This is a genomic window from Kribbella sp. NPDC031520, from assembly GCF_055580825.1.
Genome location: NZ_JBVIKS010000002.1, coordinates 954,921 through 975,561, shown reverse-complemented (window position 1 = coordinate 975,561; position 20,641 = coordinate 954,921). Strand labels below are relative to the sequence as shown.

Sequence of the window (20,641 nt, the reverse complement as noted above, 5' to 3'; positions counted from 1 at the left end):
GTGGGGCACTTCCCCCCCCCAAACACCACACCCCCCCAGGACCCCCACCCCCCCCCCCGGCCCTCCCTTTGTTTTCTCGGAATGGGGCCCCCCCCCCCCCCCCCCCCACCCCCCCCCCCCAGGACACTAGCGCCGTCTGTTGGTGGAAGGCGACCAGCCACTCCCCGGACGTGTTCGTCCAGACGCTGGTGGCGTACGACGGCGCCTGTACTTCGTTGCCGTCGACAAGGACCGTGACGGCGACGTGGTACGTGACGATCGCGGTGTGGTCGTCGACGACGATCACGCGCTCCCCGGTGCGGTTGGTCCTCAGGTACGGGTTGTGGTTGGCGGTGATGCCCGGGACCGCGGTCGCCTTGTCGATGATCCCGAACCTGGTCACCGCGATCGCGTCGTCGCGCAGATACCTCTGGTAAAAGTCCCCGTCGCCTTCCCGGTTCGCCTTCCACAACAGATCCTCGAGCTCCGAGAGCTCCTCATTCACTGACATACCCACACCCTGCCTTCCACCTAGGACAAGCGCGGTCCTAGTTGAGCTCGTACCTCTTGACTGGTAGCAACATAGAATGCTAGCAATATAGCCATGGCGGATGATGCTGGGAAGAAGGTGCAGTTCAACGTGTATCTGCCGCCGGGTTTGGTGCGGCGGGTGAAGCACAAGGCGATCGACGACGGGGCGAGTTTGTCGGCGCTGGTCGAGCAGGCGCTTGCGGAGTATCTCGACAACCATGGGGAGGCCAGGGGATGAGCAGCGTGGTGATCAGACCGCTCCGGTTCACCGACGACGTGGATGCGATGCGGGGGTTCCTGGAGGCGCTCGGGCTGCGGTCACGGATCGAGTCCGAGCGCGGTGGATGGGTGGACATGGTGACCGGCAACGGGATGGTCGCGCTGCACGACGCGGCGGACAGCTCGACCGGTGGGAAGGCCGCGCAGACCACGCTGTCCTTCGAAGCGGACAAGCTGGACGGGCTGACAGATCGCTTGGAGCAGGCCGGGTTCGGCGACGCGACGGTCTTCGATGAGGCGTACGGGCGGGTGCTATCGGTGACCGCGCCGGACGGCGTCGTGATCTGGATCGACGAGCGGACCGAGGACCTGTACGGGTACAAGCTGCACGACGCGCATCCGGACGAGCGGTGGACCGTCACGCCGTACCTGACCGGCGCGGACGAGCCCGCCTGGCAGCGGTTCCTCACCGCGCTCGGCATCACCCCGACCGTACGGTTCGGCCCGGGCGCCGAGTTTGCCGTACGCCTCGACCTGACGACGACCGAGGACCTCGACGACGTACAGAGCCGCGTACCGGGTACCCGCACCAACAACGCGCTGGAGCTCACGGACCCGGACGGCCAACGAGTCGTGGTGCACCAATGAGCTTGACCTCGACCCCACCTGAGGTTGGAAGATGCACGGCATGACGACGGGGGCGCCTCAGCGGCTGCGGGACGACACGGACTTCCGGCGGTACTGGCTGGCGCGGGCGCTCTCGGTCACGGGCTCGATGGTCACGGCGATCGCGTTACCCGTACTGGTGTACCGCTTGAGCGGGTCGACCGTACTGACGGCGGTCGTGACCGCGCTCGAGTCGGCGCCGTATCTCCTGGCCGGTCTGTTCGCGGGCGCGCTCGCGGACCGCTGGAACCGTCGGCGCACGATGGTGACCGCGGACTGTGTGAACGCCGTCCTCGTCGGATCCGTCCCGCTCGCGCACGTGTTCGGCGTACTGACCGTCCCGCAGGTGCTGGTGGTCGCGTTCACCGTGCAGGCCGTCTACACCTTCTTCGACGGCGCGAACTTCGGCGCGCTGCCGGTCCTCGTCGGCCGTGCCCGCGTGGCGCAGGCGAACTCGGCGGTCTGGACGGCGTCGAGTCTCATCGAGTTGTTCGTCCCGCCGTTGACCGGTCTGATGCTCGGCGTCTTCGATCCGGCCAGCCTGCTCACGCTGGACGCGCTCAGCTTCGCCGCGTCCGCGTTCGCGGTGCGCGGGATCGTCCGGGCGATGTCGGAGTCCCGCGACGGGCAGCCGCCGCTGCGCCCGCGGGTCGTGCTGAACGACATCGGCGACGGCCTGCGGTACCTGGTCCAGCACGCCGGCGTACGGACGATGACGATCATCGGCAGCATCCAGTCCTTCGCGGGCGGCGGCTTCATGGCGCTGATCGTGGTGTGGTGCGACCGCGTCCTGCACATCGGTACGTCGGGACTCCGGTTCGGACTGGTGTGGGGCGTGTGGGGGATCGGCGGGCTGATCGCGGCGCTCAGTCTGCCGCGGCTGCTGAAGCGGATGCCACCTGCCGCGATCACGCTGTACGCGCTGCCGCTGTCGGCGTTGCTCGGGGTGCTGGCGCCGTTGTCGCCGCACTGGATCGTGGCGGCGCTGGCGCTGCTCGTCTGGGGTTCGGCGTACGTGCTGGTGATCGTGAACGCCGTGTCGTACCGGCAGCAGGTGACCCCGGAGCACCTGCTGGGCCGGGTCAACACGGCCGGCCGGATGCTGTCCTGGGGTGTCGGCTGGACGCTCGGATCCGTTCTCGGCGGGCTGCTCGGCAACGCCTTCGGCCCGCGGACCGGAATGGTGTTGATGGGTCTGTTCGGTTGCCTCGGCGTGGTCTTCGCCTGGACCTCACCGCTGCGTCGGATCGCTGCCGGTCACGAACCACAGACAGCCTGACGCGGCCCCGTTGCATACGCTGACGCCTGACATCAGCTAGGTTCTGCGCGTGGGCGTACGGGTTCTCGGTCCTCGTGACCTCGCGGCGGCGCGCGCGGTCATCGCCCGCGATCCGGTGGTCAACGTGTTCGTGGACAGCCTCGTGCAGGCGTCCGGACTCGACCCGCGGCGCGGTGCGGAGGTCTGGGGCTACGTCGACAAGGGTGCCCTCGAGGCGCTGTGTCACGCCGGCGGGAACATGGTCCCGGTCGGCGCGGACGACGCGGCGCTGCGGGCGTTCGCTGCGTACGCGCTGCGCCGCGGGCGGAACTGCTTCCAGATCCTCGGCCAGGCGCGCGCGGTCGAGCAGCTGTGGAGCATCCTCGAGCCGCACTGGGGCCCGGCCCGCGAGATCCGCGACGACCAGCCGTTCATGGTGGTCGAGGGACCGCCGGCGATTACTCCGGATCCGCTGGTCCGGGCCGTGGAGCCGGTCGAGTTGCCGATCCTGTACCCGGCGTGCGTCGCGATGTACACCGAGGAGGTCGGCGTACCGCCGCAGACCGGGCCGGACGGGACGTTCTACCGGTCGCGGGTCGCGGAGCTGATCCGGGCCGGGCGGGCGTTCGCGCGGATCGAGGACGGGCGGGTCGTGTTCAAGGCCGAGGTCGGCTCGGTCGGTACCGGGGTCTGCCAGATCCAGGGCGTCTGGGTCGATCCGGAGTACCGCGGCCGCGGGCTTGCCGCTCCCGGTATGGCCGCTGTGGTGGAGCTGGCCCGGCAGATCTCACCGGTGGTCACGCTGTATGTGAACGCCTTCAATCTGCCGGCGCGGGCCGCGTACGAGCGGGTCGGGTTCCGGACGATCGAGACGTTCGCGACGATTCTGTTCTGATACCGCGTACTCTCTGTGATGACCCGGCGACCGGTCGTCGGGTTGGCTGGTCGGCGTGCGAAGGCTCGCCGTACTCCTCCTGTGCAGCTTTGCGCTGATCGCCACGTCGTCAGCCGCGTACTCGTCGGCACCAGTGACGTACTACGGCGGGTACCACACGACCGTCGGGCACGAGCAGCACAACGCGGCCGTCGCCGCGGCGCACCCGGACCTTGTGAAGCTGTACGACATCGGCGACTCGTGGAAGAAGGTCCAAGGACAAGGCGGGCACGACATCCAGGCCCTGTGCATCACGAAGCTCACCGCGGGCGACTGTGCATTGAACAGCGCCGGGAAGAAGCCGAAGTTCGTCCTGCACGCGCAGATCCATGCGCGGGAGCTCGTGACCGGCGAGATCGCGTACCAGTGGATCGATCTGCTCGTCTCGTCGTACGGCGTCGACCCCGGGATCACCGCGCTGCTCGACACCCGCGAACTGTGGGTGGTACCGATCGCGAACCCGGACGGGGTCGACGTGGTCGCCTCGAACCCGGCGCGGCCGCTGCTGCAACGGAAGAACGCCGACGACAGTGCGGGCGGATGCTCGACCGGGTACGCCGGAGTCGACCTGAACCGCAACTCGTCGTTCCATTGGGATGCCGACGAGGGTGGTCCGTGCACCGAGATGTACCCGGGTGCGAAGCCGGCATCCGAGCCGGAGACCGTAGCGATCCAGGACTTGCTGGAGAAGATCTTTCCCGACACGAAGGGCGCTGAGGACGAGCCGGCCGCCGCGAGCACGACCGGCGTCTTCGTGACGCTGCACAGCTACGGCAACGACATCCTGGCGCCGTGGGGATACACCCGCACGGCCGCGCCGGACCGGGCCGCATTGGTGGCCCTAGGCAACAAGATGGGTGCGCTCACGGGCTATCCGGTGTCGACCGGGGACGGCGGGGTCGGGTACTTCACGCCTGGTTCGACCACCGACTGGTTGTACGGCACCCGCGGCGTGCCGTCGTACACCTTCGAGGTCGGCCCGCGCACCGGCTGGTGCGCCGGATTCCTGCCCGCGTACTCGTGCGTTTCCTCGACGTTCTGGCCGGTACTCGAACCAGCGTTGGTGTACGCCGCCCAGGCCGCCGCGACCCCGTACGGTCAGCTGCCCTGATTACCCTCGGGTAGGCTCCCGGGTGCAGGGCTGTGGACAACGAGGTGGGAGCATTGCTGCCGGGCGGATATTCTCTGTGACGTCCTGTATTCGACTTTTGCACGCTTGGAGACTCCCGTGATTTTGCGTATGTCGTCGTTGTTCCTCCGCACCCTTCGCGAGGACCCGGCGGACGCGGAGGTCCCGAGCCACAAGCTGCTCGTCCGCGCCGGCTACATCCGCCGCGCCGCGCCCGGCATCTACACCTGGCTGCCGCTCGGCCTGCGGGTGCTGCGCAACGTCGAGCGGATCGTCCGCGAGGAGATGGACGCGATCGGCGCGCAGGAGCTGGTCTTCCCGGCGCTGCTGCCGCGCGAGCCCTACGAGGCGACCGGCCGCTGGACGGAGTACGGGCCGAACATCTTCCGGCTGAAGGACCGCAAGGGCGCGGACATGCTGCTCGGCCCGACGCACGAGGAGATGTTCACGCTGGTCGTCAAGGATCTGTACTCGTCGTACAAGGATCTCCCGCTGTCGATCTACCAGATCCAGAACAAGTACCGCGACGAGGCGCGGCCGCGGGCCGGCGTGCTGCGCGGGCGTGAGTTCGTGATGAAGGACTCGTACTCGTTCGACGTCGACGACGAGGGGCTCGCGAAGTCGTACGAGAAGCACCGCGAGGCGTACATCAAGATCTTCGACCGGCTCGGCTTCGACTACGTGATCGTGCAGGCGATGTCCGGCGCGATGGGCGGTTCCCGCTCCGAGGAGTTCCTGGCGATCGCCGAGAACGGTGAGGACACCTTCGTCCGCTCGCCGGGTGGGTACGCCGCCAACGTCGAGGCGGTCGTGGTGCCGCAGTCGGCCCCGGTCGACGCCTCCGCCGTACCGGCCGCCGAGGTCGTGGACACCCCGGACACGCCGACCATCGACACGCTGGTCGACGCGCTGAACGCGAAGCACCCGCGCACCGACGGCCGCGAGTGGACCGCCGCGGACACGCTGAAGAACGTGCTCGTGATGCTCGTGCACCCGGACGGGACGCGCGAGCCGCTGGCGATCGGCGTACCGGGCGATCGCGCGATCGACGAGAAGCGGCTCGGTGCGCAGCTGGAGCCGGCCGAGGTGGTCGCCTTCGAGGAGGCGGACTTCGAGAAGCATCCGTCGCTGTCCAAGGGCTACATCGGCCCGGGCGTGCTGGGGTCGGAGAACGCGTCGAAGATCCGGTACCTGCTCGATCCGCGAGTGGCCGAGGGGTCGGCGTGGGTGACGGGCGCGGACAAGACAGGCTTCCACGTGATCAACCTGGTGCACGGTCGCGACTTCACCGCCGACGGGACGATCCAGGCCGCCGAGGTGCGCGACGGCGACCAGGCGCCGGACGGTTCGGGCCCGTTGCAGGCCGCGCGCGGGATCGAGATGGGCCACATCTTCCAGCTCGGCCGCAAGTACGCCGACGCGCTCGACCTGAAGGTCCTCGACCAGAACGGCAAGCTCGTCACGGTCACCATGGGGTCGTACGGTGTCGGCGTCACCCGCGCGGTGGCTGCGATCGCCGAGGGCAACCACGACGAGCTCGGCCTGGTGTGGCCGCGGGAGATCGCGCCGGCCGACATCCACCTGGTTGCCACCGGCAAGGATTCCGAGCTCTTCGAGAAGGCCGCCGAGCTCGCCGCCGAACTGGAGTCCCGCGGCCTCAGCGTGATCTACGACGACCGCGAGAAGGTCTCGCCAGGCGTCAAGTTCAAGGACGCCGAACTCCTCGGCATCCCCACCATCGCGGTCGTCGGCAAGGGCCTCGCCGACGGCACCATCGAAGTCAAAGACCGCCGCACCGGCACCCGCGCCGACATCCCTGTCGCCGACATCATCGACCACCTGGTCACCACCGTCCACGGCTGACCCGTCATTCGATCCGGCCCTGTTCCCCGCACCGGGGGACGGGGCCGGAATCTTTTCGCGGGGTATGTCGAGGAACGCCGGCCGGCTCCGATCCCGGGGTGTGGCGCCTGAGGGGGCGTCCGGGAGATGAGGAGTGGTGATGGCGGAGTCTGTGGTGGTTGCGCGGGGGACCGGCGGGTTGCGGGCGGTTGTGGTGGGGGAGGTGCTCGTCGACGGGGATGTGGGGTATGCGGAGGCGGGGCGGGTGATGGTGGCGGCGGGGCGGCCGCGGGTGGTGGTTCGGTGTGTGGGGGCGGGGGATGTGGTGGCCGCGTTGCGGTATGCCGAGGCGCAGGATCTGCCGGTTGCGGTGCGGAGTGGTGGGCATCATGCGGCGGGGTTCGGTACGAGCGTCGGTGGGGTGGTGATCGACGTACGGCCGATGGACGAGGTGCGGGTGTTGCCGGACGACGTCGTGCGGGTCGGGACCGGGGCGACGTTGGGAGGCGTTGCCGCGCGGCTGGGGAAGGCCGGGTTGGCGATCTCGTCGGGTGATACCGCGAGCGTCGGAGTCGGCGGGTTGATGGCCGGTGGCGGGATCGGGTGGATGGTGCGCAAGCACGGGCTCGCGATCGACAACGTGGTGTCGGCCGAGGTGGTGACCGCGGACGGTGCGGTACGGCGGGTCGACGCCGCCACCGAGCCGGAGTTGTTCTGGGGCCTTCGCGGAGCGGCGGGCAGTCTCGGCGTGGTCACGTCGTACGACATCAGTGCTGTCAGGCAGCCGACGGTGTACTTCGGCACCTTCCTGTACCCGTGGACGCAGGCGGAACAGGTGATCCGCGCGTGGACGGCGTACCTGGCCGACGCGCCCGAGGAGCTGACGGCGAGCCTGCAGTTGGCGCCGGCGATGATGGCGGACCGGCAGGTACCCGTCGCCGTCCAGGTGTGCGCGACGACCGCCGAGGTGCTGGAACCGCTGCGTCACCTCGGCTCGCTGGTCACGGAGAAGATCGCGGAGATCCCGTACGCCGAGGTCTTCAGCGACATGACGATGCCGCCCGGCTGGCGTCCGCGGATCCGCAACGGCCTGTACGACGCGTGGCCGGACGGCCTGACTGAGAAGCTGTTGGCCGCTCGTCCGCGGATTCCCGGTCTCGCGATCGAGATCCGTTCACTCGGTGGCGCGTACGGCGCGATGCCCGCGGACGCGACCGCCTTCGCGCACCGCGACGCGCGGTTCATGGTGAACTCCGTGCTGGTGGGGACGCCCGAGCAGCAAGGCACGCAACCCAAGGACTTCGATGCACTCTGGCGATCGCTCGAGCCGGACGGTGCCTACCTGAACTTCCTGTCCAACCCGACCGACGCCGACCTCGACGCCTGCTTCCCGGAAGCACACCGCAAGCGCCTGGCCGCACTCAAGCAGACCGTCGATCCAGGACACGTGTTCCGCAACGCCCTGAGCATCCCGCCGCGCCCGGAATGGACCGGCGGCCGCCGTCACTTGATGAGATGGGCGATGCGCTCGCGTAGGTAGTTCTGCTCGGCGGTGTTCCGGGTGCGCTCCAGTGCCGCGAGGTAGTTGGAGCGCGCCAGGTCCGGGCGGCCGGCGAGCTCGTGCAGGTGGGCGAGGACCGACAGCCGGCGGTGGTGGTCGCCGAGGTACCGGTCGCCGGCCAGCCCTTCGACGATCGCGATGCCGGCGTCCGGGCCTTCGGTCATCGCGACCGCGACCGCGGAGCCGAGCGTCACCATCGGGCTCGGGTCGACGCGTTCGAGGAGCCGGTAGAGGCCGGCGATCTGCGCCCAGTCGGTGGTCTCGACCGAGTCGGCCTCGCTGTGCACGGCCGCGATCGCCGCTTCCAGCTGGTACGGGCCGACGGCGCCGGTACGCAGTACCTGCTCGACGAGGCGGGTGCCTTCGGCGATCTCGTCGGCATACCAGCGGGAACGGTCCTGCCGGTCGGCCGGGATCAGGTCGCCGCCCGGCCCGGTCCGCGCGTCGCGGCGGGCGTGGGTGAGGATCATCAATGCGAGCAGCCCGGTGACCTCACCCGTTCCGCCGACGGACTGTTGCAACATGCGGGTGATCCGCAAAGCCTCCGAGGCGAGATCCACGCGCTGCAACGAGGTGCCCGCGCTCGCGGTGTGGCCTTCGTTGAAGATCAGGTAGAGCACCTGCAGTACGGCACGGAGGCGTTCGTCGTACTCCTCGGCACTCGGGAGCTCGAAGTGGGCGCCCGCGATCATGCGCTTCGCCCGGCTGATCCGCTGCGCGACTGTCGTCTCGCTGACCAGCAACGCGGCCGCGACCTCGGCCGTGGTGAGACCGCCGACCGAGCGGAGCGTGAGTGCGATCTGCGAGGCCGGCGTCAGCGCGGGATGGCAACACAGCACCAGCAGCCGAACGGTGTCGTCGGCGTCCTCGTGGTAGTCGTCCGGATCGGGATCGGCCCCGCGGAGGAAGTCGTTCAGCTCGCGCTGCCGGCGTGCGTTGTCCCGCCGCCAGCCGTCCATCAGCCGCCGCGTCGCCACGCTGATCAGCCACCCGGTCGGCTGCTCCGGTACGCCGTTCTCCCGCCAGCGGTCGAATGCCTCGAGCAGCGCTTCCTGTACGGCGTCCTCGCACTGGTCGAACGCGTCGTACCGCCGGACCAGCACCGCGAGCGTCTTCGGCGCAGCAGCCCGGATCGCCGCCTCGACCTCGGTCACCGGTCGTCGAGCTGAGCCAGGAAGTCCGACTCGTCGAGCCGGATCTCGCGCAGCTCGACCCGGCGGAACTGCGCCAGCGGGATCAGCGCCGCGAGCTCGAGGGCCCGTTCGACCGACGCGCAGTTCAGCACGATCGCACCGGCGAGGTACTCCTTCGTCTCCAGGAGAGGCCGGTCGGAGACGACCGGCGTACCGGCGACCAACTGGATGTCCTTGGACCCGGCGGGCTCCTGTAGCGCGAGCACCGACACCATTTCACCTGAGGCGAGCAGCTCGCGGGCGAGCGTGGCGATGTGATCCCGTCCGCCGGCCAGCTCGGTCAGCTGCTGTTCGGTGAACCCTTTGAGCGCCTCGACGTTGTTGTGGATCAGCAGTAGGAACTTCACCCGGCCCATTCTTCCGGATCAGGTGTCATAGGTCTCACCGGCCGGTGTAAAGGTTGAGCGGTACTACGCCCTTACAGGATCATCTGGGTCTGTGCCTGATGTTTCGTTGCTGACGTTGCTGTTCCTGGTGGTCGCGGCCTTCGCGGCGGGGTGGATCGACGCGGTGGTCGGCGGCGGGGGACTGCTGCAACTGCCCGCGATGCTGCTCGGGCTGCCGAACGCCTCGCCGGCGCAGATCCTGTCCACCAACAAGATCTCGTCGTTGTGCGGTACGACCACCAGCGCGGTCACGTTCGGTGTCAAGGTGCGCCCGGACCGTAGAACCGTGCTGCCGTTGGCGATTCTCGCCGGGCTCGGTGCCGCCGCCGGTGCGGTCGTCGCGACGAAGATCCCGATGTCCTGGTTCAAGCCGATCGTGCTGGTGCTGCTCGTACTGGTCGCGATCTACACCGCGATGAAGCCGTCCCTGGGGGCGCGGACCGCGCTCCGGTTCGACGGCCGCGTCCACTACCTGGCGGCCGGCGGAGTCGGCGTACTGATCGGCTTCTACGACGGCGCGGTCGGCCCCGGGACGGGCTCGTTCCTGATCTTCGCGCTGGTCGGCCTGCTCGGCTACAACTTCCTGCAGGCCAGCGCGAAGGCCAAGATCGCCAACGTGGCCACGAACCTGGGCGCGATCCTCGTCTTCGCCCTGCACGGCGCACCGCTGTGGGGCCTCGGCCTGATCATGGGTGCCGCCAACATGTTCGGCGGCCTGCTGGGCGCCCGTACCGCCGTGGCCCGGGGCAGCCGCTTCGTCCGCGTCATTTTCCTGGTCGTGGTGTCCGCCCTCATCCTGCGCCTCGCGTACGACGTCTTCTTCGCCTGACGGCTCGGTAGATTGACCGCATGGTCGACTACGAGGGTCGGATGGGAAGCGTGTACGTCGCGGGGCGGCAGTTGTCGGCCGCTGCGGTGAGGCGGTGGACCGGGGCGTTTGCGGAGTACGTGCCGGAACGGCGGCCGTTGGACGTACTGGATCTGGGAAGTGGGTCCGGGCGGTTGACGCCAGGGCTGGCGGCGGAGTTCCAGGGCCGGACGTACGGCGTGGAGCCGGCGGACCGGATGCGGGCGGCGGCTCCGGCGGCGCCGGGGGTGACGTACCTGAAGGGCAGCGCCGAGGCGATTCCGTTGCCTGAGGCATCGGTTGACGTGGTGCTGATGTTCCTGACCTTTCACCACTGGACGGATCCGGTGCAGGGGCTGCGGGAGGTACACCGGGTGCTGCGGCCCGGGGGAGTGGCGCTGTTGCGGTCGCAGTTCGCGGACCGGATGCCGGACCTGTTCTGGTACGAGTACTTCCCGTCGGCGCGGGAGATCGACGCGGCGATGTACTGCACCGTCGACGAGGCGCGGGCGATGGCCGTCGAGGCCGGGCTGGAGGCCGGGGAGGACGTCGTACGGATCACGGCGGAGGCTCCGCGCACGTTGCGGGAGTCGTACGAGCGGCTCCGTCATCGGGCGCTGTCGACGTTCGAGCATCTGCCGGCATCCGAGGTGGACGCCGGGTTCGCGCGGTTCGCCGCGGACGCGGAGCGTGATCCTGATCGGGTGATGCCGGTCTACTCCGCGACGATGCTGGTGCTCAGGCGTCCCAGCTGACGTTGAGCGCGGGCGGTTTGCGGAAGACCAGTCCGTACGGCGGGGGCGAGCCGGGCTCGAGGCGGAGGCCCGGGAGTTCCAGGACCGCTTCGAGGGCGGCGAGCGTCTCGAGGCGGGTCAGGTGCATGCCGAGGCAGATGTGCGGGCCGCTGGCGAAGGCGAGATGACGGCGGGCGTTCGGACGTCGTACGTCGAAGATGTCCGGGTCGTCGAACACCTCCGGGTCCCGCCCGGCGCCCGCGAGTGAGACGGTCACCATGTCGCCACGCCGGATCCGGTAGCCGGCGAGCTCGACGTCGCGCGTCGCATACCGATCGACCACTGCCGCCGCCGGTTCCAGCCGGAGCGATTCCTCGACGGCATTCGCCAGCAGCTCCGGCTCTGAGCGCACGATGTCGAGCTGGTCCGGGTGGTTCAGCAGGTACCAGAGCGCGTTGGTGATCATGCCCTCGGTCGTCTCGATCCCACCGAACATCAACACCGCGGCGTTCGCCACCACCTCGTCCACACCGAGCCCCGCATGAGCGGCGGCCGCCAGCAGCGAGTCACCGGAGCCGATGCCCGAGGCAACATGTTTGTGCAGCTCCGCGAATGCCGCCCCACCTGCGTCTGTAACAGGCAGCCCCGCGGAGACGCCCGACACGGACTCGGAGATCGCCGAGTACCACCCCAGCACCGTAGGAGCAGATGCAGGCGGAAGCCCCAGCGAGTACGCGACCACGGCGACCGACAACGGTCCGGCCAACCCGGTCCGCAGGTCAGCCGGTGAACTCAAGGCGGACATCAGGTCGTCCACCGTCTGCCGTACCGGTTCCGCGAAGCGGCGGCGGGTTTCCGCGAGGCCGAACGGGGACTCGAAAGGATCGCGGTGGGCTTTGTGCGGGTTGCCGTCCAACGACAGCATCGAGGGGCCTACGACCTGGGCGGTCGAGAAGCGAGGATCGTCGACGGTGAAGGTTTCCGGGTCGCGGAGGACCTGGACAGCAACAGCGCGGCCGGTGACCACCCAGCTGTTCAGAGCCTCGATCCAGCCGACCGGGCGGATCGAAGCGAGGGCCGGATGGGGGTCGGTCGCGAGTTGCTCGACGGTGGTCACGGGACCAGCCTAAACATAAGACCATTGACCCCACTGGTATTGCTGAGACAGATCGATTTCAAACGACTCAGGAGGGCTCCGGGTTACGGATCTCTCAGCTTGGCCCTCTAGGGTGTGGCCATGTCTGAGAACCTGGTGCTGCTGCCTGCCGTCGACGTGGCGGACGGGCAGGCGGTCCGGCTGGTGCAGGGCGAGGCCGGGAGCGAGACGTCGTACGGCGATCCGCTCGCGGCGGCGATGGCCTGGCAGGAGGCGGGGGCGGAGTGGATCCACCTCGTCGACCTGGACGCGGCGTTCGGCCGGGGCAGCAACCGTGAGCTGCTCGCCGAGGTGACCGGCAAGCTCGACGTACAGGTCGAACTGTCCGGCGGCATCCGCGACGACGACTCCCTCGAGGCCGCGCTGCAGACCGGTGCGCGACGGGTGAACATCGGCACCGCCGCGCTCGAGGACCCGGAGTGGTGCGACCGGATCATCCACCAGTACGGCGACCGGATCGCTATCGGGCTCGACGTCCGCGGCCGGACGCTGGCCGCGCGCGGCTGGACCAAGGAAGGCGGCGACCTGTACGACGTGCTCGCCCGGCTGGAGGCGGCCGGCTGCGAGCGGTACGTGGTCACCGACGTCACCAAGGACGGCATGCTCCAGGGCCCGAACCTGGAGCTGTACCGCGACCTGTGCGCGCGCACCGACAAGCCGATCATCGCGTCCGGCGGCGTCTCGAGCCTCGACGATCTCAGGGCTCTGAGCACGCTGGTACCGGACGGCGTCGAAGGCGTGATCGTCGGCAAGGCGCTGTACGCCGGCGCGTTCACCCTGACCGAGGCACTCGAGCTCACGCGTGGAGGCGACAAGTGAGTCTGGCCGACAAGCTCCAGGACAAGAAGGTCCTGGTCACCGGCGTCACCGGATTCGTCGGTGAAGCGCTGCTGCACCGGATCATCGGCGACCTGCCCGGCACGACCGTGGCGGCGATCATCCGCCCGAAGGGCTCGCTGACCGGCACCGACCGGATGGCGCAGCTGCTGAAGAAGGACATCTTCAAGCCGTTCTACGGCGAGGGCACCCCGTACGCCGACGCCGAGGCGCTGACCGCGGCCCGGATCCAGGTGATCGACGGCGACCTGTCCGACGTACCGGAGCTGCCGAAGGATCTCGACATCGTCGTGCACTGCGCCGGCGACGTGAGCTTCGACCCGCCGATCCACGAGGCGTTCACGACCAACGTACTCGGTACCAAGAGCCTGCTCGAGCGGATCGTCGAGACCGGGAAGCCCGTCCACTACGTGCACATCTCCACCGCCTATACCGCGGGACGGAGAAGAGGTGCGATCCCGGAGGCCCCGGTCGAGCACCTGGTCGACTGGCGCACCGAGGCCGAGGCCGGGATGGCGATGAAGGCCCGGGTCGAGGAACAGTCCCGGTCCGCGCCGATGCTGGCGAAGTTCCGCAAGGAGGCCGAGAAGCTGCACCGCCGGGCCGGCCACCTGACCGCGGCTGCCGACACCGAGCGGCGCCGGACCGAGTGGGTCGCGAAGCGGCTCGTCGAGACCGGTACCGAACGCGCCCGCAGCCTCGGCTGGACCGACTGCTACACGTTCACCAAGGCGCTCGGCGAGCGCGTCGTCGAGGAGTTCTCGGCGCAGCTCCCGACCTCGATCGTCCGGCCGGCCATCATCGAGTCCGCGGTGCAGAGCCCGCACCCGGGCTGGATCGAGGGCTTCAAGATGGCCGAGCCGCTGATCCTGGCGTACGGCCGCGGCGAGCTCCCCGAGTTCCCGGCCAGCCCGGACTCGGTGATCGAGATCATCCCGGTCGACCACGTGGTCGGCGCGATCTGCGCGGTGATGGCGACCGAGCCCGAGCTGAGCAAGCCGGAGTACTACCACATCGGCTCCGGCTCCCGGAACCCGCTGACCTTCGAGCAGCTGTACGCCGGCGTCCGCGCGTACTTCTCCAAGCACCCGTTCGACCTGGGCGAGCGTGGCGCGGTCCGGCTGCCGGTGTGGAAGTTCCCCGGCGGCGACTCGGTCGAGACGATGCTGCGGTACGGCGAGAAGGCCCACAAGATCGCCGACCGGATCATCACGACCGTGCCGAGGAGCGAGCGCGTCCGCAAGTACGCGCGCGAGCTCGACGTACAGAAGCGGCGCCTGGACTTCCTCCGCCGCTACATGGACCTGTACTCCGAGTACGCGCAGGCCGAGCTGCAGTTCGTCGACGACAACGTCCTCGCCCTGCACAACGCGCTCGAGGGTGACGACAAGGAGAAGTTCGCCTGCGACACCGCGGTCGTCGACTGGCAGCACTACCTGCAGGAAGTGCACTGCCCGAGCGTCACCGACTCGATGCGCCGCCTGGACGTGGTCCGGAAGAAGCGGAACAAGGCGCTCGCGGCATCGGCCGGCGTACTGAAGAAGGTCGAGCCGTCCTCGGAGTCCAAGGTGATCGCCGCGTTCGACATGGACGGCACGCTGTTGTCCTCGAACGTGATCGAGACCTACCTGTGGATGCGGCTGCCCGAGCTGGACGGCCCGCAGCGGGCCGGCGAGATCGGCGCGATGCTCCGCAAGCTGCCGAAGCTGATCGCCGCCGAACGCAAGGACCGCGGCACGTTCCTCCGGACGATCTACCGCCGGTACGCCGGTGCGGACCTCGAGGAACTGAACCAGATCGTCGACGAGATCCTCGCCGAGCACGTACTGGAACGCTTGAGCGGCGCCGCCGTACGGCGGATCCGCGAGCACCGCGCTGCCGGGCACAAGACGATCCTGATCACCGGCGCGGTCCGGCCGCTGACCCGTCCGCTGGAGCCGCTGTTCGACGAGATCGTCGCGGCCGAGCTGGCCGTCGACGACCGCGGCCGTTGCACCGGCTTCCTGTCCGGCCCGCCGCTGGTCGGCGAGTCCCGGGCCGCGTGGATCAAGCACCACGCACGGCAGCAGAACATCGACCTGTCGAAGTCCTTCGCGTACGCCGACAGCCACTCGGACCTGCCGATGCTGTCGACGGTCGGCAACCCGGTGGCGGTCTCGCCGGACGTCTCGCTGTTCCGGGCCGCCCGGGCCGCGCGCTGGCAGATCGTCGACTGGAAGACCCCGTCCACCTCGTCCCGTCTGGAGCTCCCTGGGGTGAACGCCCGATGATGCTCGCTCTCGAGATGTACCGGTCGCCTGCCAAGTTCCTGGCGGCGAAGGCGGTCGGCGGCCGGATCCCCGGCATCCTGACCGGCCCGGCCGCGCCGCTGCGGCTGGTCACGATCAACGAGCCGAAGGCCGAGCGGGACGGCTGGGCGCGGATCCGGCCGATCCTGTCCGGGATCTGCGGCTCCGACCTCGGCATGGTCACCGGCTCGACCAAGCTGTACTTCTCCGCCGTCGTGTCGCTGCCGTTCGTCCCCGGTCACGAGATCGTCGGCGAACTGCTCGACGACTGCGAGGACCTGCCGAAGGGCACCCGCGTCGTCATGGACAGCGTCCTGACCTGTGCGGCGCGCGGCGTCGAGCCGTGCGAGAACTGTGTGTCCGGTAACACCAACCGGTGCGACCGGATCACGGTCGGCCACGTGGCGCCCGGTCTGCAGACCGGGTTCTGCCAGGACACCGGCGGCGGCTGGGGCAACATGCTCGTCGCCCACCGCAGCCAGTTGTACGCCGTACCGGACGGCATGTCCGACGAGCGCGCCGTACTCGTCGAGCCGCTCGCCGGTGCGGTGCACGCCGCGCTGCGCGCCAACGTGCAGCCCGGGCAGTCGGTGCTCGTGAGTGGTGCCGGCGCGGTCGGCCTGTTCGCGACGCTCGCGCTGCGCGAGCTCACCCAGGCCGGCCGGATCACGGTCGTCGCCAAGCACGCCAAGCAGCGTGAACTTGCCCGTGCGTTCGGTGCCAGTGACGTTGTGGCGCCCGACGAGGTGTTCCGTGGCGTCCGGCGCTCGACCGGGGCGTTCCGGTTGAAGCCCGAGTTCGGGGCGTCCGAGTTCCTCCTCGGTGGTGTCGACGTCGCCGTCGACGCGGTCGGCAGCAAGGACTCGATCGATACCGTACTGCGGGTCACCAAGGCCGGCGGTCGCGTCGTACTGTCTGGGATGCCGGCCAGCGGCGCCGACCTGTCGCCAGTCTGGTTCCGCGAGCTCGAGGTCACCGGCACGTACGCCTCCGCGCGGGAGGAGCCGAACGGCCGCCCGGCGTTCGAGACCGCGCTGGAGCTGGCCGGACGCGCCCCGCTGGACGGGATCGTCGGGGCCCGGTACCCGCTCTACCGCTGGCGTGAAGCTTTGGACCACGCGCATTCGGCCGGCCGACTCGGCACGGTCAAGGTTGCTTTCGATGTGAGGGCCTCATGAGGGCGCTGAACGTACGACGAGAGAGGTTCTGAACATGTCTCGGCCAGGTTTTGTGCTTGAGGTGGACGACCGCACCCCGCCGCTGCTCGTGCACAACGGTGAGGGCTTCCTGCTCGAGCGGTTCCCGCTCGGCACCCGGGTGGTGTACCCGCCGGAGGCGCTGCCGCCGGTGCGGGACGTCGACGAGGCGATCCAGAACGCGCTGCTCAACCCGATCGAGTCCGAGCCGCTGCCCGAGCTGCTGCGCGCCGGGATGCGGCTGACGATCGCGTTCGACGACATCTCGATCCCGCTGCCGCCGATGAAGAAGCCGGACATCCGGCAGCGCATCATCGAGGCCGTACTGGAGCTGGCCGCGCAGGCCGGCGTCGACGACGTCGAGCTGATCTCCGCCAACGCGCTGCACCGCCGGCTCACCCCGAACGAGCTGCGCGACATCGTCGGCGAGCGGGTGTTCCGGTCGTTCTTCCCCGACGGCAAGCTCTACAACTTCGACGCCGAGGACAGCGCGAACCTGACCCACCTGGGCCAGACCAAGCACGGCGAGGACGTCGAGATCTCCAAGCGGGCGGCCGAGTCCGACCTGCTCGTCTACGTGAACGTGAACCTGGTGGCGATGGACGGCGGCCACAAGTCGACGTCGATCGGCCTGGCGTCGTACAAGTCGCTGAAGCACCACCACAACAGCCACACGATGATCCACTCGCGCTCGTTCATGGACCACAAGGCCTCGAAGATGCACCACTCGGCCTGGCGGATGGGCGAGGTGCTGACCCAGCACGTCAAGGTCTTCCAGATCGAGACCACGCTGAACAACGACATCTTCGGCGGGCCGCTGGAGTTCCTGCAGAAGCGCGAGTGGGAGTGGTCGCTCAAGGACCAGGCCTCGATGCTCGGCACCAAGCGCGCGCTCGCGGCGGCACCCGCCAAGCTGCGGCACAAGATCTTCACCGACGTCCGGTCGACCTACGGCCTGACCGGGGTGCACGCCGGCAAGATCGAGCCGGTGCACGACAAGACGCTGGAGAACGTGCACCGCCAGCACCTGGTCGAGGTGCAGGGCCAGTCCGACGTCGCGATCATGGGCGTGCCGTTCATCGGCCCGTACAACGTCAACTCGGTGATGAACCCGATCCTGGCCGCCTGCATGGGCCTGGGGTATTACTTCAACTCGTACCGGGGCAACCCGGTCGTCCGCAAGGACGGCGCGGTGATCCTGTACCACCCGGTCGACTACGAGTTCAGCCAGCTGCACCACCCGTCGTACGTCGACTTCTTCGAGGAAGTGCTTGCCGAGAGCACCGATCCGGCCACGATCGAGGCGAAGTTCGAGAAGCAGTACGCCGAGGACCCGTGGTACATCCACCTCTACCGGACGTCGTACGCGTACCACGGCGTGCACCCGTTCTACATGTGGTACTGGATCTCGCACGCGCTCGACCACTGCGGCGACATCGTCTGGGTCGGCGCGAACCGTAAGACCGTCGAGCGGATGGGCTTCCGGTCCGCGTCGACGCTGTCGGACGCGCTCGAGATGGTCAGCCACTCGGTCGGCCGGTCGCCGTCGATCACGTACCTGCACAACCCGCCGCACCTGCTCGCGGACGTGCGCTGATGGGTACCAGCCTGGTGAAGTTCGGGCGCGACACCGCGCGGGACGTGAAGCAGGTCGCGCGCGGGTGGCGCTGGGGCCGGCGGCCGCAGGTGCCGCGGTCGGCCGAGCCGTACGTGATCCCGAAGGAGTCCACGGTCTTCCCGACCAAGTGGGCCCGGACGCCGGCAGCGATCGCGGTCCGCGACCTGATCCAGAAGGGTCCGCTGAACGCGGTGCTCAACTTCGAGGTCAGCCCGCAGGTCAGCGGCCTCGACTCACTGCTCAAGCTGGACGGCCCGGCGATCATCGTCGCGAACCACTCGTCGCACCTCGACACGCCGTTGCTGCTGCTGTCGCTGCCGGACGCGATGCGTCGCCGTACGGCGTTCGCGGCCGCCGCCGACTACTTCTTCGACACCTGGTGGCGGGCCGCGGGGTCGGCGATCGTGTTCAACACGTTCCCGATCGAGCGGCGCGGCGGCAACCTGAGCTCCACACCCGGCGACCTGCTCGCCGACGGGTGGAACGTCGTCGTCTTCCCCGAAGGCACGCGGTCGCCCGACGGCTGGGTGCAGCGGTTCCGGATGGGCGCGGCGTACCTCGCCGTCGAGCACGACGTACCGATCATCCCCGTCGGCATCAAGGGCTCCTTCGCCGCCATGCCCCGCGGCCGCGGCTGGCCCGTCCCGGGACGCCCCGCCGTCCACGTCCGGTACGGCGACCCGCTACGGCCGGCTGCCGGTGAGAGCGCCCGGGATTTCGCCCCCCGGATCGCGGCCGCCGTCTCGGCATTGCTCGACGAGGAATCCACCACCTGGTACGAGGCTCGTCGCCGCGCCGCCATCGGTGCCTCCCCGGAGCAGTCCGGCCCCGACGCTGCCCGCTGGCGCCGGGTCTGGGAATCCACCCGCCCGATGAAGTCCACCGACAACCGCCGCCGCGCCTGGAAGTAGGGCGCGGTGGGTCGGCGTGCCGGGGACCGGGGAGAGGCTATTACCTGTCGTCAGTCCCCGTAGCCTCTTCCCGGTCACCCGCTCGTGCTGATCGGGGCGGGCCGAACGCTACGCTTGGCCGCGTGAGTCTTGCCGTACGAGTCATTCCCTGTCTGGACGTCGACGCCGGTCGCGTGGTCAAGGGCGTCAACTTCGCCGATCTGCGCGACGCGGGCGATCCGGTCGAGATGGCGCAGGTGTACGACGCCGAGGGCGCGGACGAGCTCACGTTCCTCGACATCACGGCGTCGTCCGGCTCGCGCGAGACGACGTACGACGTGGTTCGCCGGACCGCCGAGCAGGTCTTCATCCCGTTGACCGTCGGCGGTGGTGTGCGTGAGGTGGCCGACGTGGACCGGCTGCTGCGGGCGGGCGCGGACAAGGTCGGGATCAACACTGGCGCAATCGCCCGTCCGGACGTGATCCGCGAGATCGCGCACCGGTTCGGCAACCAGGTGCTGGTGCTGTCGCTCGACGTACGGCGGTCCGCCGAGCAGCCGAGCGGGTTCGAGGTCACGACCCACGGCGGACGGCGGTCCGCGGGGCTGGACGCGATCGAGTGGGCGCAACGCGGCTGCGAGCTCGGTGCGGGAGAGATCCTGCTGAACTCGATGGACGCCGACGGGACCAAGCAGGGGTTCGACCTCGAGCTGATCAAGGCGGTCCGCGCGGTCGTCGACGTACCGCTGATCGCCAGCGGGGGAGCGGGGGCGCCGGAGCACTTCCCGCCCGCGGTCCAGGCCGGTGCGGACGCCGTACTCGCCGCGAGTGTGTTCCACTTCGGCGACTTCCGGATCGCCGACGTGAAGAAGGCCCTGCGCGACGCCGGGATCGTGGTCCGATGAGCATGCAGGTCGAACATTCGGAGGAGATGGTCGCCGCCGTCGAGCAGGAGCTGTCGGCGCTGTTCCGCCGTTCGCGCTCGGCCTCGCTCCGGCTGGCGCGGCGGGTCCACCCCGAGATGGACGCCGCCGGGTACGCGCTGATCTCCCAGATCGAAATGGGGACCGGCAACAGCGCCGGCGTACGGGCCTCCGACGTCGCGCAGGTGCTCGGCCTCGACAAGTCGACGGTCAGCCGAGGTATCAGCCAGCTGGAGAACCTCGGCCTGATCGAACGCGTCGGCGACCCCGACGACGGCCGCGCCCGGCTGCTCCGCCTCACCACGACCGGCGCCACACGCTACGAGGCGATGCGCACTCAGCGCCAGACCGAGTTCCGCGCCATCCTCGACCGCTGGAACCCGACCGACCTCGCCGACCTGGGCCGCCTCCTGGCCCGCCTCAACACCGACCTCGGCTGACCAATCACAGGCAG

General features: G+C 69.2%; 20 protein-coding genes. 16 read left to right on the top strand and 4 right to left on the bottom strand.

Features of this window, described 5'->3' with window-relative positions; translation table 11 throughout:
* Positions 1–490 (bottom strand): nuclear transport factor 2 family protein (locus tag ACZ5BU_RS13345; RefSeq protein ID WP_465699254.1); only part of this gene is annotated, 490 nt, incomplete at its 3' end.
* Between the two features lie 93 nt (positions 491–583).
* Here ACZ5BU_RS13345 and ACZ5BU_RS13340 point away from each other — a divergent pair.
* The 7 genes from ACZ5BU_RS13340 to ACZ5BU_RS13310 all read left to right on the top strand — a co-directional run bounded on the left by ACZ5BU_RS13340 (position 584) and on the right by ACZ5BU_RS13310 (position 8,098).
* Positions 584–748 (top strand): ribbon-helix-helix domain-containing protein, encoded by a 165-nt coding sequence (locus ACZ5BU_RS13340; RefSeq protein ID WP_465698517.1) that lies wholly within the window; start codon positions 584–586, stop codon positions 746–748.
* Positions 745–1,377: a VOC family protein gene (locus ACZ5BU_RS13335; protein WP_465698515.1), complete on the top strand. Its 633-nt coding sequence runs from the start codon at positions 745–747 to the stop codon at positions 1,375–1,377. Before ACZ5BU_RS13340 ends, ACZ5BU_RS13335 begins: the two co-directional genes overlap by 4 nt.
* A gap of 40 nt (positions 1,378–1,417) precedes the next feature.
* Positions 1,418–2,674: an MFS transporter gene (locus tag ACZ5BU_RS13330; RefSeq protein WP_465698513.1), complete on the top strand. Its 1,257-nt coding sequence runs from the start codon at positions 1,418–1,420 to the stop codon at positions 2,672–2,674.
* Between the two features lie 49 nt (positions 2,675–2,723).
* Complete coding sequence (locus tag ACZ5BU_RS13325; protein WP_465698511.1) at positions 2,724–3,548, top strand: GNAT family N-acetyltransferase; 825 nt, start codon at positions 2,724–2,726, stop codon at positions 3,546–3,548.
* 55 nt (positions 3,549–3,603) lie between these two features.
* On the top strand, positions 3,604–4,698 hold the full coding sequence (locus tag ACZ5BU_RS13320) for a M14 family zinc carboxypeptidase (RefSeq protein WP_465698510.1): 1,095 nt from the start codon (positions 3,604–3,606) through the stop codon (positions 4,696–4,698).
* Positions 4,699–4,815: 117 nt separating this feature from the next.
* Complete coding sequence (locus tag ACZ5BU_RS13315; protein WP_465698508.1) at positions 4,816–6,579, top strand: proline--tRNA ligase; 1,764 nt, start codon at positions 4,816–4,818, stop codon at positions 6,577–6,579.
* A 139-nt stretch (positions 6,580–6,718) separates the two neighbouring features.
* Positions 6,719–8,098 (top strand): FAD-binding oxidoreductase, encoded by a 1,380-nt coding sequence (locus ACZ5BU_RS13310; protein WP_465698506.1) that lies wholly within the window; start codon positions 6,719–6,721, stop codon positions 8,096–8,098.
* Here the strand turns inward: ACZ5BU_RS13310 and ACZ5BU_RS13305 are convergent.
* Both ACZ5BU_RS13305 and ACZ5BU_RS13300 read right to left on the bottom strand, forming a co-directional pair.
* Positions 8,062–9,273, bottom strand: coding sequence for an RNA polymerase sigma factor (locus ACZ5BU_RS13305; RefSeq protein ID WP_465698504.1), 1,212 nt, complete (start codon positions 9,271–9,273; stop codon positions 8,062–8,064). The genes ACZ5BU_RS13310 and ACZ5BU_RS13305 overlap by 37 nt on opposite strands.
* Positions 9,270–9,659, bottom strand: coding sequence for a YciI family protein (locus tag ACZ5BU_RS13300; RefSeq protein WP_465698502.1), 390 nt, complete (start codon positions 9,657–9,659; stop codon positions 9,270–9,272). The genes ACZ5BU_RS13305 and ACZ5BU_RS13300 overlap by 4 nt, the downstream gene beginning before the upstream one ends.
* Before the next feature lie 91 nt (positions 9,660–9,750).
* On the opposite strand from ACZ5BU_RS13300, the gene ACZ5BU_RS13295 reads away from it, so the two are divergent.
* Entirely contained in the window at positions 9,751–10,527 is a 777-nt protein-coding gene (locus ACZ5BU_RS13295) for a sulfite exporter TauE/SafE family protein (protein ID WP_465698500.1), read from the top strand.
* 20 nt (positions 10,528–10,547) lie between these two features.
* Positions 10,548–11,300, top strand: coding sequence for a class I SAM-dependent methyltransferase (locus ACZ5BU_RS13290; RefSeq protein ID WP_465698498.1), 753 nt, complete (start codon positions 10,548–10,550; stop codon positions 11,298–11,300).
* On the opposite strand, the gene ACZ5BU_RS13285 is transcribed toward ACZ5BU_RS13290, so the two are convergent.
* On the bottom strand, positions 11,284–12,396 hold the full coding sequence (locus ACZ5BU_RS13285) for a cytochrome P450 (protein WP_465698496.1): 1,113 nt from the start codon (positions 12,394–12,396) through the stop codon (positions 11,284–11,286). The two genes, ACZ5BU_RS13290 and ACZ5BU_RS13285, sit on opposite strands and share 17 nt — an antisense overlap.
* Before the next feature lie 120 nt (positions 12,397–12,516).
* Between ACZ5BU_RS13285 and priA the strand changes: the two genes are divergently transcribed.
* The 7 genes from priA (at position 12,517) to ACZ5BU_RS13250 (ending at position 20,627) form a co-directional block, all read left to right on the top strand.
* Positions 12,517–13,254 (top strand): bifunctional 1-(5-phosphoribosyl)-5-((5-phosphoribosylamino)methylideneamino)imidazole-4-carboxamide isomerase/phosphoribosylanthranilate isomerase PriA, encoded by a 738-nt coding sequence (priA, locus tag ACZ5BU_RS13280; protein ID WP_465698494.1) that lies wholly within the window; start codon positions 12,517–12,519, stop codon positions 13,252–13,254.
* Complete coding sequence (locus ACZ5BU_RS13275; RefSeq protein ID WP_465698492.1) at positions 13,251–15,542, top strand: HAD-IB family hydrolase; 2,292 nt, start codon at positions 13,251–13,253, stop codon at positions 15,540–15,542. The genes priA and ACZ5BU_RS13275 overlap by 4 nt, the downstream gene beginning before the upstream one ends.
* The gene (locus tag ACZ5BU_RS13270) at positions 15,539–16,738 is read left to right on the top strand and encodes a zinc-dependent alcohol dehydrogenase (protein ID WP_465698490.1); all 1,200 of its coding nucleotides are present in this window, start codon (positions 15,539–15,541) and stop codon (positions 16,736–16,738) included. Before ACZ5BU_RS13275 ends, ACZ5BU_RS13270 begins: the two co-directional genes overlap by 4 nt.
* Before the next feature lie 61 nt (positions 16,739–16,799).
* On the top strand, positions 16,800–18,353 hold the full coding sequence (gene larAH, locus ACZ5BU_RS13265) for an NPN-dependent hydroxyacid isomerase, LarAH14/15/16 family (RefSeq protein WP_465698488.1): 1,554 nt from the start codon (positions 16,800–16,802) through the stop codon (positions 18,351–18,353).
* On the top strand, positions 18,353–19,285 hold the full coding sequence (locus ACZ5BU_RS13260) for a lysophospholipid acyltransferase family protein (RefSeq protein ID WP_465698486.1): 933 nt from the start codon (positions 18,353–18,355) through the stop codon (positions 19,283–19,285). The genes larAH and ACZ5BU_RS13260 overlap by 1 nt, the downstream gene beginning before the upstream one ends.
* Before the next feature lie 122 nt (positions 19,286–19,407).
* Positions 19,408–20,169 (top strand): imidazole glycerol phosphate synthase subunit HisF, encoded by a 762-nt coding sequence (gene hisF, locus ACZ5BU_RS13255; RefSeq protein WP_465698484.1) that lies wholly within the window; start codon positions 19,408–19,410, stop codon positions 20,167–20,169.
* Positions 20,166–20,627, top strand: a complete 462-nt coding sequence (locus ACZ5BU_RS13250; RefSeq protein WP_465698482.1) for a MarR family winged helix-turn-helix transcriptional regulator — start codon at positions 20,166–20,168, stop codon at positions 20,625–20,627. The genes hisF and ACZ5BU_RS13250 overlap by 4 nt, the downstream gene beginning before the upstream one ends.
* Positions 20,628–20,641: the final 14 nt, after the last annotated feature.

Excerpts from the sequence above, each read along its gene's own strand:
- ACZ5BU_RS13340 (WP_465698517.1), top strand. The coding sequence starts at position 584 with ATGGCGGATGATGCTGGGAAGAAGGTGCAGTTCAACGTGTATCTGCCG.
- ACZ5BU_RS13335 (WP_465698515.1), top strand. The coding sequence starts at position 745 with ATGAGCAGCGTGGTGATCAGACCGCTCCGGTTCACCGACGACGTGGAT.
- ACZ5BU_RS13330 (WP_465698513.1), top strand. The coding sequence starts at position 1,418 with ATGACGACGGGGGCGCCTCAGCGGCTGCGGGACGACACGGACTTCCGG.
- ACZ5BU_RS13310 (WP_465698506.1), top strand. The coding sequence starts at position 6,719 with ATGGCGGAGTCTGTGGTGGTTGCGCGGGGGACCGGCGGGTTGCGGGCG.
- ACZ5BU_RS13290 (WP_465698498.1), top strand. The coding sequence starts at position 10,548 with ATGGTCGACTACGAGGGTCGGATGGGAAGCGTGTACGTCGCGGGGCGG.
- priA (WP_465698494.1), top strand. The coding sequence starts at position 12,517 with ATGTCTGAGAACCTGGTGCTGCTGCCTGCCGTCGACGTGGCGGACGGG.
- ACZ5BU_RS13270 (WP_465698490.1), top strand. The coding sequence starts at position 15,539 with ATGATGCTCGCTCTCGAGATGTACCGGTCGCCTGCCAAGTTCCTGGCG.
- ACZ5BU_RS13260 (WP_465698486.1), top strand. The coding sequence starts at position 18,353 with ATGGGTACCAGCCTGGTGAAGTTCGGGCGCGACACCGCGCGGGACGTG.
- ACZ5BU_RS13250 (WP_465698482.1), top strand. The coding sequence starts at position 20,166 with ATGAGCATGCAGGTCGAACATTCGGAGGAGATGGTCGCCGCCGTCGAG.